The sequence below is a fragment of the Bordetella sp. genome (assembly GCF_057362025.1).
Genome location: NZ_JBMQQZ010000071.1, coordinates 1 through 14,539, shown reverse-complemented (window position 1 = coordinate 14,539; position 14,539 = coordinate 1). Strand labels below are relative to the sequence as shown.

The following is a 14,539-nucleotide window of genomic DNA, read 5'->3' as shown; positions in this document are numbered from 1 at the left end:
TCCGGGCCGGGGGAAAGCAGCGCCAGGAAATGCGCCGCGGCGATCATCAGGAACTGCTGCATTCAGGGCATATGTGCGAGTTTTCCCACGCAGTGTGCCGGGCGCCGCGCCTTATGTATTGAAGGAAATTGCAGCCGCGCCGCGTCCGGCTATGCGCGGAAACGGCCGGGCGTCACGCCCGTGTGTGCCTTGAAGACGCGCTGGAAGTGGGCTTGATCGGCGAAGCCCAGGTGTTGGGCCACGTCGGAGAGGCTGTCTCCCTGCCGCATCCGCTCCCTGGCCAGGTTGATGCGCAGGTTCAACTGCCAGGCGTGCGGCGTCATGCCGGTGACAGCGCGAAAGGCACGAATCACTTGATAGCGGCTCATGCGGGCGAGCCGCGCCAGCTCGCTCAGGGCGATGCCCGCCGCCGGTGCGGCGCGCAGGCTATCCAGCGCCGGCCGGATCTGTCTGGCCAGCCGCGACGGGACGCTCGGGGCTTCGATGCGCAAGCCCTGTTCGGTGTCGCAGTCACCGATGAATTCGATCAGCGCGGCTTCTTTATCGCGCGTGCTCGTTTCGGAAAACAACAGCGCGTTGAGCTGGCAGAAGCGCGCGTAGATCGTTGGCGCGATGACGATGCGCACAGGTTCGTTGTCGATCGAATCGGTCCGGGCATACTCCTGACGGACAGCCCGCAGCCAGTCCGCGTCCAGGTGCAGCATCTGGTAGCTCCAGGCAGCGTCGCGCACTGGGTTGCAGGCATGAACACGTTCGGCCGGTACGAACACCAGCGTGCCGACCAGCAGTTCCACCGGGCCGTTGGGTGCGCCGGTGAAGACGCTACGGCCCCCGTCGACCGCGCCGATGGAAAAGGTCGGATGGTGATGCGGGCGGTAGCAGGCCCGGCTGTGGCACGCCCGCCGGCTTTCGACGAAAGGCATGGCCGGATCGCGCCAGAACTTCTGGGTAGGGTCGGTGCGGGGCTGCGTCCGCGAGGAACGGGTTGCGTGCATACGGGGCTTCGATGAGATAGGGCGGTGCGTCCTGGAAAAGCCGGCCATGCGTCGTACAGACGGCCTGGGGATAAATGCGCTTGCGCCGATCTCCTGGCTTGATGGGCATGTCGGGCAAAGCACTTGGCCGATGTGCCGCCAAGCGAACGATCTTGTCCAATCATACGGAAAACCGCTGCACGAATCGCGACCCTGGCGCCACCGTGGGATGAAAACCATCTCGACGCGGTGTGATTGACAACCGCCGGCCGGCAGCATATCGTTCGCCTACCTAACGTACGTTAGGTAGGCTGCAATATGCGGTTCCATTCTTGCGAACCAACCTTGGAGAGAAAACCAATGAGTACCGTTGTGAAGCGTGTCGGTGGAGACCAACCGTCGACGATGACGATCTATGACTTTCCGCAGGGACCGTACCCAACCCGGGTTCGCATCGCGCTTGCGGAAAAGGGCTTGCAATCGCGGGCTCGGTTCGTGATGGTCGATTTGTACAAAGGGGAACACAAAAATCCCGAGTTCATCGCGGACAAGAACTACTCGGGTACGTTGCCGGTGCTGGAGCTCGCTGACGGCACCTGCATCGCGGAGTGCACCGCCATTACGGAGTATCTGGATGGCCTGGACGGCAATCCCACGCTGACCGGCCGGACGCCCCTGGAGAAAGGCCTGATCCACATGATGAGCAAGCGCGCCGAGCTGGAGATGCTTGACGCTATCAGTGTGTACTTCCATCACGGGACGGCCGGGCTGGGACCGCAGGTCGAGCTGTACCAGAACCCCGAATGGGGATTCCGGCAGCGGGACAAGGCCGTGCGCGGCATGCACTACTTCGACGCGGTGCTGAAAAGCCGGCCTTATGTCGCCGGCGACGCATTCTCGATGGCCGATATCACGGTCATCGGCGGGTTGGTCTTCGCCGCGATCGTCGAGCTGCCGATCCCCGAAGCATGCACGGCGCTATTGGCGTGGTACGAAAGAATGAAGAAGCGCCCCAGTGTGCGGAGCCAACCGGCATTTGCCGGCCGTGCAATCGAGTGAAGATGACCCTTTGGAAGCACCCCTGAGCGGCCAGGCTCGGCTCGCTATACTACGTGTCGCCAAGGCCTTACCCAGGGGAGATTCGTGGAGAACCGGGCAAGTACCAGTTCCAGCGACCGCATCCTATCGGTCGCAACAAAGATCGCGCAGGCGCACGGCTACGGCGGCTTGAACCTTCGCAGCCTGGCCGAAGAGGTCGGCATGAAGGCAGCCAGCCTCTATCACCATTTCCCGAGCAAGGCCGACCTTGCGGCCGCGGTCGCGAGGCGTTATTGGGAAGATTCGGCGATTGCATTGGAAGCGTTGTCCGCGAAGTTCCCGGATCCGGCCGATTGCCTGCGCAGATATCCCGAGACCTTCCGCAAGGCCTTGGAGAGCGACAATCGCATGTGCCTGTGCAGCTTCATGGCCGCCGAATACGACGATCTGCCGGACCCGGTGAAGAAAGAGGTCCAGGCATTTTCCGACGTCAATGTCGCCTGGCTTCAGAAGCATCTCGTCGCGGCCGGAATTGTCGGAAGCAGGGATGCCAAGAAACGAGCGTCCGCCATATTCGCCGCGATCGCCGGCGCCCAACTGATGGCGCGAGGCCGTTCCGACATAAAGCTCTTCGATGCGATGATCGCCAGCTACCGGGCAGCGGGGCTCTTGCCGGCGTAGGGCGCCGGCTTTTGTCAAGCGGGCGCAATCATCGGGCCGACCCGACGGGTCGAGCCGCCACGGAGCCGAATGGAACGGGCAAATGGCTGCAAGACAAGGTTCTTCAGTACGCGTCGGATGTGCCGGCTGGACGCTTCCCCCCGGCTGCGCGGAACGCTTCCCGGGGGAAGGCAGCCACCTAGAGCGGTATGCGCGGGTGTTTTCCTGTGTCGAGATCAATTCCTCGTTCTATCGCTCGCATCAAGCCAAGACCTATGCGCGGTGGGCGGATAGCGTCCCGGATGCCTTCCGATTCAGCGTGAAGATCCCACGCGCCATTACCCGCGAACGGCGTTTGCACGGCGCGCCCGATATGTACTATTCGGCGTATGACGATAGATTTCTTGAAGCCGTCGCGACCCAAATGCGTCTCGCGCACCAGCGGAGCAAGCAGGTGTGGTGCATCTTCGATAACACGGCTCGCGGTCAGGCGGTGCCCAACGCGTTGAACCTGATGGAGCTGCTGAGGCCGCCCGTGTCGTCAGGATAACGGTCGTGCCGAATCGGTTCCAAAGCCTGGACTGTCGTGCCGAATTCTCAGCGCCGTTACGGAAGACGGATTGCCGTTCACAATGCCCCATCCCTTAGAACGGGTAGGGTGGATGTGGCGGATCGGCGGAATGCGGTTCAGGAGTTCAGCCAAAAGGCGACATTGCGAACGTATTGCTGCGTCGAACGCATGGCTTCGGGAACTCGAATCATCCCGTCACCTGCCGGCTCGGTGACGAAGGAGGGACAGCCGGCTGCGGGATCCCAGTTGTAGTCGGCGAAATGATGGAAGGTCGACTGCGCGATGGCCCTCCCGCCGTCCTCGGAGCGCTCGAACGCCACGGCGATATTGAAGCGCCTTCCCGAGGCGGTGCTCTGTCCTTCCAGGATGACCCGGCTGCTTGCGCCGCCCGGCGGCGCGCTGACGCCGCCTTCATGCGGATGTGCGGGCAGGTACTGGAGCGCGCCGTCCGGCGACGATTCGTCCCTTAGCACGGGATGGACGCTACCGACCGGATGCACGCGCTGGAAATCGCCGTTGGCGCCGGAGTGGTAGTTGGGCCAGGAAATCTTTCCCGAGTCGGGGTTGTCGACGCAGTGGCGGCTGCTGTCGGGCTCGCAGTTGCGGCTATGGAAGTGATGCGCTTCACCGATGCCGCCGAGATTGCAGAGCGAACTGCCCAGGTCCATATGGTCGCGCGTCAGGAGGACACCGCCGCCGCGGCGCCGGAATCGCCCGATCCCCTCGCAATCCTCTGGCGTCAGGCCATCCCCGGTGTCCACCGCGAACAGCCAGAGTTGGTCGAAATCGGAATCGTGCAGGGTCGACAGCACGGGATCCGGTGCCGTTCGGGACGAACGGTCGCGCGCCGTTACCCGGAAGGCCGGCCGGCCGTCGTTATCCCGCTGTTCCGAGAGAAAGGATGCCAGGCGGCTGAAGCGCGCGATATTCCAATCGTCCGGGTCCGTTTCGATCGTGGTTTGGAGCAATAGGTTGAGCATGGTGCGAGGTCCGCCATAACGCCTGCCGCCCCGGGGGGAGCGGGTCTGCAGGAATGCGATCAGAGTAACAGTGCCGACCCCGCCTGTCCCGCGATTCAGTCCGGCAACATCTTTCGCAGTTCGATGGCCTGGATGTCCTGTAGGCAAGCGGGCAGATTCAACAGGACTTCGAGCAGCCTGGAATGACGGCTCGCTGCCAGTGACAGGCATTTCCGCGCCACGTCAGCAATCGTGAACGGTCGGTCTTGACTGCCCTGGGGCGATAGGCAGAAGCCTTGCCCGAGAAGATTGTGGCCCGCGTATACAGTGACGCGCGCGGCACGGTGATGAGGCGCCGGCAAGGCGGGCTGCAGCAAGCGCAGTCGAACAGTATTCCGTAGTCGTGCCACCTGGACATCGTGCAGGTACTCCGGCCCCAAAGCCTGGGCATCGGTCCGGCCATGGAGCCAGGCGACCGCAAGTAGATGAGGAATGGAAAAGCGGGCCGCCAGACTGGTCGCGACAATGCGTTGTCCCATGTTCAAACCGAAATCGTGGACCTGTGCATCGATCTGGACGTTCTCGTCGAACGACACGACGCCGTCCTTCGCCAGGCTCGCGCGCGCTTGCAATAGCGCTTCCAACGCGGCGTGGCTCTGCCCGGCGCAGGGAAGCGTCTTGAAATAGTTGTCGCGAACCGCCCATGACAGACCCAGGTCGTCCGAGCAAGCCGAGGCGTCCATCTGCGCCCGCAGTAGTTCGCTCAGCCGCTTCAAGGCGCTCCCGGCCGCGCTAAGGCGCTTCGTGACCCATTCCACGCAGGTGAAGGCGTGGTCCACGCCCATTCCCACCCAAAGGTTTGCGGCCAATCCACCGTCTGTCACGATGGCGAAGTGCCTTGGCGCGGCTACCGAGGCGGCATGCAGCAGAGCCTCGAACAAGCGCTCACCGGAAAAGCCGCGCAGCAGTCCAAGCGTGGCGGTGGCGCCGAATGTGCTCCACAAAGAGTGGGGATGGAGCGGGGCCGCGGCGGACGTCCAGGCCCGGGCCAGCCGGCAAGTGATCTCGTAACCCAGGGCAACGGCGCGCAAAAAGCACTGCACGCTGCGGTTTTCGGCCTCGCATTCCGCCAGCGCGGCCGGTACGCAATATATGCCGGCGTGGCACATCAGGTGGCGATGACCTTCATCGAGTTGCTGCCAGTTCGCGCAGATGGCATTGCGCGCGGCAGCCTGGCCCCGCGGCAGCCGCGATCCCGGCCATCCAAGCACTGTGCATTCGCCATCGAGGTCCATGCCGGATGGCGAACCGGCCCAGTCAAGCAGTTCGGCGTCGTGGGAACCCGCCAGGGCGCAGGCAATCGTATCGGCGGCGACCGCGCCGATACGGACTACCACGTCGGCAGGGATGTCATGCAGGCTTGTGGCTGTGGCCCACAGGCACACACGACGCAAGGCGGCGTTGGATTCATCCATGGTTGGATCCGCGCCAATCCGGCGCTACCGGCTTGCCCCACCCGGGTTTGCCGACCACACGCCGATTCCACATGACCGGCTCTCCTCGCACCAGCGTATGTACTGGCCGGGCGGTGACCAGGCGTCCATGCCAGGGAGAAATCCGGTTGAGAGAATGAAGCGCCGATTGGTCTATCCGGTGTCTTCCATCCAGATCCACGATCGCGAAGTCGGCGTCGGCACCGACACCGATGTGTCCCTTGCGCGGGTACAGACCCCATGCCAGCGCAGGAGCGAGCGCGCTCCAGCGCACGTACTCGGCAAGACTCATCCGGCCGCGCTGCGACTCGGTCAGCATGACGGGCATCTGGGTCTCGAGTCCGATCATGCCTCGGCAGCATTTCCAGATATCCGGATTGCTTTTTTCCTCTTCGGTATGAGGCGCGTGGTCTGTCGCGATCATCCCGATGGTGCCGTCGAGCAGCCCCTTCCAGAGGGCGTCGGCGTGCGCGCCGCCCCGAATCGGGGGATTTACCCTTACCATGCCGGCGAGCGCGTCGATCTCCGGAAGGCCGAAGAGCAGATACTGCGGGCATGTCTCGGCGGTCATGTCCAGCCCTTGCGCCTTGGCCCGTCGGATAGCGTTCACGCCGCCGGCGGAGCTTACATGAGCAATGTGTACTCGCGCGCGCGCCGCTTGTGCCAGCGCGGAGACCCTGCCGATTGCCTCGACTTCGCAGACCTCCGGACGGGATTCCTCGTGCGCCCTGGCGTCGGTCCGGCCCGCCTCCATGAATTGGCGCCGCCGATGCTGCATGATGGCGGCGTTTTCCGCGTGCACGGAACATCGCACGCCCAGCTGGCCGAGTCGCTCCAGCCCTTCGTAGATCACGCCATCGTCCGGGGATTCGAGGTCGCCGGTGCTTTCCGTCATGAAGCACTTGAAGCCGGCGATACCATCGGCGACCAGTGCCTGCAGATGCCGCAGGCTGCTGCTATCGAGCACGCCGTACAGCCCCCAATCCACCAGGGACAGGGAAGCGGCTCGGTCGCGCTTGCGCGCCAGCGCATCCGGGTTTGCCGTCGGAGGGTCCGTGTTCGGCATATCCATGACGGTCGTCACGCCCCCCGCGGCAGCGGCGGCGGATCCCGTCCGCCAGTTCTCTTTATAGGTCCAACCCGGATCCCGGAAGTGGACATGGCAATCGATGGCACCAGGCAGGACATGAAGGCCGGTTGCGTCGATGACGGTGCGGGCGCCAGGCAAGCCCGAAAGCTCCCCGATGGCCGCGATGCGTCCGGCGTCGACCGCGATGTCGGCCCGCACGACCTCGTCTCCGATGACCGCGTGGCCTCCGGTGATGATCAGGTCAAGCATGATGGCTCTCTTGGTAGGAACATGGATTTACTTTCAACATGACTTGCATTACAAGCTTCGGCAAGGGCACAACCGTCGCGTCTGGTGAGATCGTCGCTGTCCCGGTGCGGGCAAAAGGACCTGCGGATATGAATTCGAAGTTGTTGGAAATCGGCCTCCGCCTGCGCGCGTACCGGATTGGCGCCGGCCTCAGCGCGGAGGCGTTGGGCGCCCGGCTGAATGTCTCGCGCGCTTCGGTCTACCGCATGGAGGCGCAGGGCATCGGCCGGCTGGATGTGCTGTCGCGCGTTTCGAGGTTGCTCGATGTGCCGATGGAAACTTTGCTCGGCGTTGGGGTTGAGTATGTGTCATCGGCCCTTGCCTATTTCGAGCGGCTGCGGCAGATCGAGGCGCGCGCCGAGCATATTTTTGCGGCGTTCGGTCCCATCGTTTATCTGCTCACATCCGACGAGTACGATGTTTCGCTGAAAAAGGCCTTGGCCGCCCGGGATGCGGCGACTCGGCGTTCGGCACGCGCGCGAACCGACATTGACGCGCTCATGTCGATACTCACGCTGCGCAAAACCCAATACCTGAAGCGGCGTCCCGCAATAACGAATGTGCTTTCGTTGCCCGAACTGGTGCAATTCACGGAACAAGGGCTGGATGACGCGGATACCGACCCCCTGGTCAGGCATGCGCATCGCGACATGGTGCGGCACGAGTTGGAGCGCGTGGCGCAGTTGCTGGAGTCGCCGCCCATCGGGGTCCAGATCGGCATTCTGTTTGATCGCCTGCCCACTACCAGTTTCTCCGTGATCCGTCAGTCCGACGCCACTTTCGCGTTGACGAGCCCGTTTCGAGTGGGCCCGCAGTTGAATGTCTGGCGTGGGGTCGGAACGATCTCGCAGGATGCCGAAGCGCTGCGCCTGCATCAGCAGCTCGCCGCCGATCTGTGGTCCGAGGTATTGACCGGTCAGCGGGCGGCGGACTTCATACGTCGCCGTCTGCTCATGCGGGCCTGAAGCGCTATTGCCCTCACTTTGCCTTGGCTTGCAGGATGTCCCGCGGAAGCGGCTGTTGCATCCATTTTTCCGAGATTGCGTTCAGGTGGCCGTCCGCCTTGATGCCGGATAAAAAGGCGTTCATCTTGTCGAGCAGGCGCTTCTCGCCCTTGGGCACGGCGGCATGTACGGGGGAGTTGAGCAGAATCAGTTTTTGCTCGAAAGCCGGCGAGCCTTTCTGGCGTAGCGCAAGGGCAATGACATTTCCGATCGCCATCGTGTTGGCCTGGCCGCTGAAAAAGGCGGTTATGGTGCTGGCGTTGTCGTCATAGCGCTTGAGTATGGCGGTCCTGGCCTGTTCGGTCAGGAGGCGGTCTTCGATGGCACCTTTGGTGACCGCGACGGAGACTCCGCTCAAGTCGTTCAAGCCACCGATAGGCGCGGTGCCGGGCTTGCCATAAATGCCGATGAAATAAGGTGCATAAGGTTGGGTGAAGTCCACGATCTTCGCGCGTTCTTCGCTGCGGCCGATATTGAGCATGATGTCGGCCTTTCCTGTTTGCAGCGTGGGAACGCGGTTGGGCGCGGTCACGGGAACGAACTCCACTCGCACGTTCCAGGCCTTCGCCAGTAACGCCGACATGTCGATGTCGTAGCCCTGCGGCTTCATCTGCTGGTCGACGGTGCCGAACGGCGGGTAGTCGGTCATGATGCCGACCCGGACGACACCGCGCGACATGATGTCGTCGAGGCGGTCGGCCCTGGCATCCGCGGTCAGGATACTCAGGCAAGCCAAGAGGCCAACGGCGCATGCGGAGGCTGGGCGGAATGAGAAACGCATGGATTTTCCCCGGAGAGTGTTGATGGGGCTTCGTTTCCCTTCTCGCCCCTTACGGACATTCTGTCCTTGGCGATACCCGGGCGCCAGACCAGAATTTGCGGCTCGTCTCAGGAATTGAGACTCCCGGATCACGACCCACCGTGGGTTCGGCTGGAGGGGGGCGCGATGACCGCATCCCAGGCCGCCATGACCTGCGTGATGGCGGCTTCCATGGTGCCGTGACGAACACCGTCGCGCGCCAGGGTGGACAGGCCCAGCAGGAAGGCATCGAACACGGTGGCCAGGGCGCGGACGTCGGTGTCGGCCCGCAACTCGCCGTTATCGACCGCCCGTTGCACACAGTGGGTGATACCGGCCCGCGTGCGCGCCCGCGACTGCGTCAACCGCGCCGTGACTTCCGAGTGTTCCGGGGACGGCGCGCTCATGACACCGAGACCGACCATGCAGCCCTTGGGATGTCCGCGTTCGCACTGCATCCTTGCCGAATTGCGTAGCGTAGATTCGATGGCGTCGCGCGGCGCAAGGGCAGCGTCCCAAAGACCTTCCGTGACCCGCGCATACGTCGATAGGTAGCGCTGTACGCATTCCTGGAACAGCGCTTCCTTGGAACCGAAGGCCGCATAAAAGCTTGGTGCGGAAATGCCGTTTCCGATTGCTGCCTTCAGCTGGCTCAGCGACGTCGATTCGTAGCCGTTCTGCCAGAAGACTTGCATCGCTTCTTCTATTGCCTTGTCCCGGTCGAAGGTCCGGGGGCGTCCCATCACCGCCATGTCAGTATCCACGAGAATTGTTGGGATAAATATACCAATTAATACATAAGTCGTTGACAGCCCCTGTGCCGCACAAGTAATGTACCGATCGATATATATATTGGCCATACACCAGGAGTCGCTTATGGAAATCGGAATCATCGGGCTAGGCGCAATGGGCAAGGAGATTGCCCGCAATCTCGCCGCCGCGGGCCACGCGGTCATCGCCTGGAATCGGTCGGGCGGGCATGTGGAGGGCGTACGCGTGGCGCAGACGCCCGCGCAGGTCTTGCAGGCCGAGGTGGTGTTGACGATGCTGTCCGACGACGCGGCGATCCGCGGTGTCCTGCTCGACCCCGGCCTTCTGTCGCAGGCCCGGCCCGGCCTGGTGCATGTGGTGTGCTCGACGATTTCCCTGGAATTCGCGCGCGAACTGGTGGAGTGCCACCGCGCCGCGGGGATCGACTATGTGGCCGCGCCCGTTCTTGGACGCCCGGATGTCGCGGCCAAAGGCGAACTCAATATCCTTTTGGCCGGCGCGCCGGCGGCGACCGGGAAAGCGAGACCGGCACTGGAAGTCATCGGCAAGCGGATCTGGGACATGGGCGACCAGCCGCCCATGGCTCACGCAGCCAAGATCGCCTGCAACATGATGATCGCGATGGCGATCGAAGCAATGGCCGAAGCCGTGGTACTGACCGAATCCAACGGATTGGGACGGGAGCGCTTCTTCGATTTGATTCTGAACACGCTGTTCGGCAGCCGTTCCTATCAGGTCTATTCGTCCCACATCATCCAGGACCGGCACGAGGCCGGGTTCAAGGCCACGCTGGGGTTGAAGGATTTGCGGCTTGCCGACGCGGCGGCGCAAGAGCAGGGGCGGCGGCTGCCGATGCTGGAGGCCGTGCATCGCCGGATGGCCGAAGCGGTCGAGGCCGGGGGCGGAAACAAGGATTGGTCCGTAATGGCCGACTACACCATCCGGTCGAAGGCTTGAGCAGGTGAACGCCAGCGCGGTCGTTACCCTCTGGGCCTCGGTGCTGGCCCGTTCGAGCGGCCGGCGCGCGTGGGCGCGCGCGGCATGCCGCATCGACCGCCGCCGTGCCGTGGTTGGGGAGAGGGGCGTCAGCCGTCCGTCGAACGCGTGACCGCTTCCCATGCATCGAGTTCGTCCGTCAACGCCGCCAGCTTCTGCCGCACCAGCTTTAGCGCGTCGCTGCCCAGCAGCAGATGCGCCGGCGGTGCGTCGCTTCCGATAACAGCCAGCATGGCATGGGCCGCTTTCTCCGGATCGCCCAGCTGCTTGCCGCTCTTTTCCTCGCGGGCTTTGCGGATCGGATCGAATAGCGCATCGTAGTCGGCAATCGAGCGCGGCGTGCGCGCCATGGAGCGGCCGGCCCAATCCGTGCGGAACGAACCCGGCGCTACAGCCGTGACGTGGATGCCGAAAGGCTTCACCTCCTGGCCGAGCGCCTCGGAGATACCCTCCAGCGCGAACTTGCTGCCGCAGTAGTACGCGATGCCCGGCATGGTGACGAAGCCGCCCATCGAAGTGATGTTCAGGATGTGTCCGCGCCGGCGCGCGCGCATATAGGGCAGCACTGCCTTGGTCATGGCGACGGCGCCAAAGACGTTGACGTCGAATTGCCGGCGCATATCCGCCAGCGGGGATTCCTCCATGACGCCTTCGTGGCCGTAGCCCGCATTGTTCACGAGGACATCGATAGGCCCGACGGCCGCTTCGATGTCGGCTACCACGCCGGCGATGGAATCGAAGTCGGTGACGTCCAGCACGTAGCCTGTCGCGTTATCGGGGGCGAGACCTTCGAAATCCTGCTTCGCCTGTTCGCTGCGCACCGTACCGACGACACGATGGCCGGCGGCGATCGCCGCCCGCGCCAGGGCCCGGCCGAAGCCGCTGCTGACGCCGGTAATGAGCAGAGTCTTGACGGATGACATGGGGAAGCTCCGATGAATGTTGGAAAGCTTGTACATTATTATTTTGCAGCTACCCTTATCAGGGCGGAAATTCTGATTTCCTTGCCTATTCCTATGACCTTGCGCGAAGGTGAACGAAATCGCCAGGCCCGGCCGCGCGACGAGCAGCAGCGCATGGCCGCCTTGGTGCGTGCCTTGGCGCCCGACGAGGGATACAACCTGACGGCGCTGCCCGATGTGCGCATCCTGCGTTCGGATCGCCCGCTGTCGCGCGTCCCTGTCCTGTACGACCCTGGCATCGTCATCGTTTGCCAGGGCCGCAAGCGCGGCTTCTTCGGCGGCGAGGTCTACCTGTACGACGAACAGCACTATCTGGCGGTGTCCGTGCCGGTGCCGTTTACGATGGAATCCGAGGGCACGCCGCAGCGGCCGCTGCTGGCCATCTACATGCATCTGGACTTCCGCCTGGCCGCCGAGTTGACGATGCAGATCGATCAGCAGGGGACGCCGGCGCCCGAAGAAGTTCCCCAGAGCATGATGTCCAGTCGCATGGACGCGCCGTTGCGGGCCTCGGTGATGCGCTTTCTGGATGCGATGAATCGGCCGCTCGACGCCGCGATCCTGGGACCCGCCCTGGTGCGGGAACTGTATTTCCGCGTCCTGACAGGCGCGCAGGGCAAGGCGATGCGCTCCGCCTTGGCCATGCAGGGCCAGTTCGGGAAAATCGGCAAGGCGCTGCGCCGTATCCACAACGCCTATGCGCAGCCGCTGGACCTCGGGCAATTGGCCCATGAGGCGGGCATGAGCGTGCCCACCTTCCACAGCCACTTCAAGACCATCACGCGCACGTCGCCCATGCAGTACGTGAAGTCCACCCGCCTGCACCAGGCACGTTTGCTGATGGTGCGCCAGGGAATGACCGCGGAGGCCGCCAGCCATGCCGTCGGATATGCGAGCCCTTCACAGTTCAATCGGGAGTTCAAGCGGCTCTTCGGGCTGACCCCCGCCGCCGAAACGAAGCGGATGCGGGAAGGGTTCGCCATGCCGCCGGAACCCGCCCGATTGGATTATGTTTCGTCGCACTGATGCCTGCCGCACACCGCGCGAGCCGCCGGTCCGCCGGAGCCGGTCACCCTTCGCCTCGTCCTTTCAACTCCCACAGCGCGTCCAGCACGTGCTGCGTCGCGCGTTCGGCGGGCCCGGCGCGATGGGCGATGCCAAGTTCGCGCCAGAGGGCGGGACGTAGCGGGCGCAGGGCGATCCGCGTATCCGGCTGCTGCGCCCCCGCCTCGTGCGGCAGCAGCGCGGCACCATAGCCCGCCGCGACGAGGCTTTTGATGGCGTCGTTGTAGTTCAGCTCGATGCGCGGCGCCGGCCGGTAGCCGCCCACCGCGAACCATTCGGATGTCAGCCGCGACAGGCGGGTGCTGGCGTCGTTGAGAATCAGCGGTCGTACCGCCAGCCACGCCGGCGTGACGCGGGCCGGGGCACGCCAGGCGGAGGGCAGGAACGCCATCACCGGATCGCGGCGCCACGCCCGGATGGACAGGCCGGCGACCGGCGCCTGGGGCAGGGCGACCAGGCCCACGTCCAGCTTGCCCTGCGCGAGGCGCGCCAGCGTTTCCTGCGATGTGAGCACGGCGATCTGCACTTCGATATCCGGATGGTGCTTGCGCAGCCGTTCCACCGCCTGTGGCAATAGATGCGCGATGGCGCCGGTGGAGGCGCCCAGCCGAACGCGCCCGGCCAAGCCCTGTACTTGACGGCTGACGTCGTCCAGCGTGGATTCGACTTCGGACAGCAGCCGGCGCGCCCGTTCCACCAGCATTTCCCCCGCCGCCGATGGCCGCACGTTGCCCCGCCGGCGGGACAGCAAAGCGGTGCCGATACGGCGTTCGAGCTCGGCGATATGCAGGCTGACCGTGGGAGGCGCCAGGTGCAGCAGCCGCGCGGCGGCGGCAAAGGACCCGTGGTCGGCAATCGCCACGAGCGTGCGCAGGCGGTCCAGGCTGATCTCGCGCATCGGTCATCCTTGTTCAGAATTCCTGCATCTGTCGATCAGGAAATTCAAGTTTTCCTATTTTCGGATCGGGGTGAATATACGGCAATCCCATAGGCACATACAACGCGAGGGCGCGAAGCCATGAATCTTCCCACCGTATTCATCGACGGCGACCAGGGCACGACCGGGTTGCAGATCCACGACCGCCTGCGGGACCGCGGCGATTTGCGGCTGATCACCTTGCCCGCCGCGGAACGCAAGGACGCCCGGCGTCGCGCGCAGGCGATCAACGATTGCGACATCGCGATCCTGTGCCTGCCTGACGCGGCCGCGCGCGAGGCGGTGGCCTTTATCGAGAATCCGAACGTGCGGGTGATCGACGCGAGCTCGGCGCACCGTACCCAGCCGGATTGGGTCTATGGGTTTCCGGAGATGGCTGCGGGACAGGCGCGGCGCATCGCCCAGGCGGCGCGTGTCACCAATCCAGGCTGCTACCCGACCGGGGCGATCGCCCTGCTGCGGCCGCTGGTGCAGGCCGGCCTGTTGCCCCGCGACTATCCGGTGGCCGTCTCGGCGATCTCCGGATACTCGGGCGGGGGAAGGGCGGCGATCGAGGCCCACGAGGCGGGCGCATCGCCGTCCGTGGCGCCTTCCCAGGTGTATGGACTGGCACTGGAACACAAGCACACACCAGAGATGCAACTGCATGCGGATCTGGAGCACCGGCCCTTCTTCGTGCCGGCCTATGGCGCGTATCGGCAGGGGATCGTGCTGACGGTGCCCATCGAGCTGCGCCTGCTGCCGGCCGGCGTCGACGGCGAACGCCTGCACGCTTGCCTGGCCAGCCGGTATGCCGGCGAGCCTCATGTCCAAGTGATGCCGCTGGCGCAGGCCGAGGCGACGACGCATCTCGATCCCCAGGCATTGAATGGAACCAACGACCTCAGGTTGGCCGTGTTCGTCAACGCCCGGCGTGGGCAGGTGCTGCTGGC

15 protein-coding genes are annotated in these 14,539 nt (G+C 64.2%); 7 read left to right on the top strand and 8 right to left on the bottom strand.

What is annotated here, in order from left to right; translation table 11 throughout:
- Nucleotides 1-149: 149 nt before the first annotated feature.
- Nucleotides 150-923, bottom strand: coding sequence for an AraC family transcriptional regulator (locus ACO1P8_RS13745; protein ID WP_486296444.1), 774 nt, complete (start codon nucleotides 921-923; stop codon nucleotides 150-152).
- 456 nt (nucleotides 924-1,379) lie between these two features.
- Here ACO1P8_RS13745 and ACO1P8_RS13740 point away from each other — a divergent pair, with 456 nt between their 5' ends.
- The 3 genes from ACO1P8_RS13740 to ACO1P8_RS13730 all read left to right on the top strand — a co-directional run bounded on the left by ACO1P8_RS13740 (nucleotide 1,380) and on the right by ACO1P8_RS13730 (nucleotide 3,222).
- Nucleotides 1,380-2,033, top strand: coding sequence for a glutathione S-transferase (locus tag ACO1P8_RS13740; RefSeq protein WP_486296446.1), 654 nt, complete (start codon nucleotides 1,380-1,382; stop codon nucleotides 2,031-2,033).
- Nucleotides 2,034-2,117: 84 nt separating this feature from the next.
- Nucleotides 2,118-2,693: a TetR/AcrR family transcriptional regulator gene (locus tag ACO1P8_RS13735; protein WP_486296443.1), complete on the top strand. Its 576-nt coding sequence runs from the start codon at nucleotides 2,118-2,120 to the stop codon at nucleotides 2,691-2,693.
- Between the two features lie 82 nt (nucleotides 2,694-2,775).
- A complete protein-coding gene (locus tag ACO1P8_RS13730; RefSeq protein ID WP_486296442.1) occupies nucleotides 2,776-3,222 on the top strand; it encodes a DUF72 domain-containing protein in 447 nt (148 codons plus the stop codon).
- A gap of 137 nt (nucleotides 3,223-3,359) precedes the next feature.
- Here ACO1P8_RS13730 and ACO1P8_RS13725 read toward each other — a convergent pair whose 3' ends face one another.
- The 3 genes from ACO1P8_RS13725 to allB form a co-directional block, all read right to left on the bottom strand.
- Nucleotides 3,360-4,223, bottom strand: a complete 864-nt coding sequence (locus tag ACO1P8_RS13725) for a hypothetical protein (protein ID WP_486296441.1) — start codon at nucleotides 4,221-4,223, stop codon at nucleotides 3,360-3,362.
- A gap of 95 nt (nucleotides 4,224-4,318) precedes the next feature.
- Nucleotides 4,319-5,677 (bottom strand): MmgE/PrpD family protein, encoded by a 1,359-nt coding sequence (locus ACO1P8_RS13720; protein WP_486296440.1) that lies wholly within the window; start codon nucleotides 5,675-5,677, stop codon nucleotides 4,319-4,321.
- Nucleotides 5,670-7,034, bottom strand: coding sequence for an allantoinase AllB (allB, locus tag ACO1P8_RS13715; protein ID WP_486296439.1), 1,365 nt, complete (start codon nucleotides 7,032-7,034; stop codon nucleotides 5,670-5,672). Before allB ends, ACO1P8_RS13720 begins: the two co-directional genes overlap by 8 nt.
- A gap of 38 nt (nucleotides 7,035-7,072) precedes the next feature.
- On the opposite strand from allB, the gene ACO1P8_RS13710 reads away from it, so the two are divergent.
- Nucleotides 7,073-8,038, top strand: coding sequence for a helix-turn-helix domain-containing protein (locus tag ACO1P8_RS13710; protein WP_486296438.1), 966 nt, complete (start codon nucleotides 7,073-7,075; stop codon nucleotides 8,036-8,038).
- 13 nt (nucleotides 8,039-8,051) lie between these two features.
- On the opposite strand, the gene ACO1P8_RS13705 is transcribed toward ACO1P8_RS13710, so the two are convergent.
- Nucleotides 8,052-8,858, bottom strand: coding sequence for a transporter substrate-binding domain-containing protein (locus ACO1P8_RS13705; RefSeq protein WP_486296437.1), 807 nt, complete (start codon nucleotides 8,856-8,858; stop codon nucleotides 8,052-8,054).
- A 128-nt stretch (nucleotides 8,859-8,986) separates the two neighbouring features.
- Nucleotides 8,987-9,628: a TetR/AcrR family transcriptional regulator gene (locus ACO1P8_RS13700; RefSeq protein ID WP_486296436.1), complete on the bottom strand. Its 642-nt coding sequence runs from the start codon at nucleotides 9,626-9,628 to the stop codon at nucleotides 8,987-8,989.
- 124 nt (nucleotides 9,629-9,752) lie between these two features.
- Here ACO1P8_RS13700 and ACO1P8_RS13695 point away from each other — a divergent pair, with 124 nt between their 5' ends.
- On the top strand, nucleotides 9,753-10,604 hold the full coding sequence (locus ACO1P8_RS13695; RefSeq protein WP_486296435.1) for an NAD(P)-dependent oxidoreductase: 852 nt from the start codon (nucleotides 9,753-9,755) through the stop codon (nucleotides 10,602-10,604).
- 128 nt (nucleotides 10,605-10,732) lie between these two features.
- On the opposite strand, the gene ACO1P8_RS13690 is transcribed toward ACO1P8_RS13695, so the two are convergent.
- On the bottom strand, nucleotides 10,733-11,566 hold the full coding sequence (locus ACO1P8_RS13690) for an oxidoreductase (protein ID WP_486296434.1): 834 nt from the start codon (nucleotides 11,564-11,566) through the stop codon (nucleotides 10,733-10,735).
- Between the two features lie 153 nt (nucleotides 11,567-11,719).
- Here ACO1P8_RS13690 and ACO1P8_RS13685 point away from each other — a divergent pair, with 153 nt between their 5' ends.
- Nucleotides 11,720-12,631, top strand: a complete 912-nt coding sequence (locus ACO1P8_RS13685) for an AraC family transcriptional regulator (protein ID WP_486296445.1) — start codon at nucleotides 11,720-11,722, stop codon at nucleotides 12,629-12,631.
- Nucleotides 12,632-12,674: 43 nt separating this feature from the next.
- Here ACO1P8_RS13685 and ACO1P8_RS13680 read toward each other — a convergent pair whose 3' ends face one another.
- Nucleotides 12,675-13,568, bottom strand: a complete 894-nt coding sequence (locus ACO1P8_RS13680) for a LysR family transcriptional regulator (protein ID WP_486296433.1) — start codon at nucleotides 13,566-13,568, stop codon at nucleotides 12,675-12,677.
- A 120-nt stretch (nucleotides 13,569-13,688) separates the two neighbouring features.
- Between ACO1P8_RS13680 and argC the strand changes: the two genes are divergently transcribed.
- Nucleotides 13,689-14,539, top strand: an 851-nt coding sequence (gene argC / locus ACO1P8_RS13675; RefSeq protein WP_486296432.1) for an N-acetyl-gamma-glutamyl-phosphate reductase, incomplete at its 3' end; no start/stop codon positions are given.

Bases quoted from the DNA above. Each gene is read 5' to 3' on its own strand.
- ACO1P8_RS13745 (WP_486296444.1), bottom strand. From the start codon at position 923: ATGCCTTTCGTCGAAAGCCGGCGGGCGTGCCACAGCCGGGCCTGCTAC.
- ACO1P8_RS13740 (WP_486296446.1), top strand. From the start codon at position 1,380: ATGACGATCTATGACTTTCCGCAGGGACCGTACCCAACCCGGGTTCGC.
- ACO1P8_RS13730 (WP_486296442.1), top strand. From the start codon at position 2,776: ATGGCTGCAAGACAAGGTTCTTCAGTACGCGTCGGATGTGCCGGCTGG.
- ACO1P8_RS13725 (WP_486296441.1), bottom strand. From the start codon at position 4,223: ATGCTCAACCTATTGCTCCAAACCACGATCGAAACGGACCCGGACGAT.
- ACO1P8_RS13720 (WP_486296440.1), bottom strand. From the start codon at position 5,677: ATGGATGAATCCAACGCCGCCTTGCGTCGTGTGTGCCTGTGGGCCACA.
- allB (WP_486296439.1), bottom strand. From the start codon at position 7,034: ATGCTTGACCTGATCATCACCGGAGGCCACGCGGTCATCGGAGACGAG.
- ACO1P8_RS13710 (WP_486296438.1), top strand. From the start codon at position 7,073: ATGACTTGCATTACAAGCTTCGGCAAGGGCACAACCGTCGCGTCTGGT.
- ACO1P8_RS13705 (WP_486296437.1), bottom strand. From the start codon at position 8,858: ATGCGTTTCTCATTCCGCCCAGCCTCCGCATGCGCCGTTGGCCTCTTG.
- ACO1P8_RS13700 (WP_486296436.1), bottom strand. From the start codon at position 9,628: ATGGCGGTGATGGGACGCCCCCGGACCTTCGACCGGGACAAGGCAATA.
- ACO1P8_RS13695 (WP_486296435.1), top strand. From the start codon at position 9,753: ATGGAAATCGGAATCATCGGGCTAGGCGCAATGGGCAAGGAGATTGCC.
- ACO1P8_RS13690 (WP_486296434.1), bottom strand. From the start codon at position 11,566: ATGTCATCCGTCAAGACTCTGCTCATTACCGGCGTCAGCAGCGGCTTC.
- ACO1P8_RS13685 (WP_486296445.1), top strand. From the start codon at position 11,720: ATGGCCGCCTTGGTGCGTGCCTTGGCGCCCGACGAGGGATACAACCTG.
- ACO1P8_RS13680 (WP_486296433.1), bottom strand. From the start codon at position 13,568: ATGCGCGAGATCAGCCTGGACCGCCTGCGCACGCTCGTGGCGATTGCC.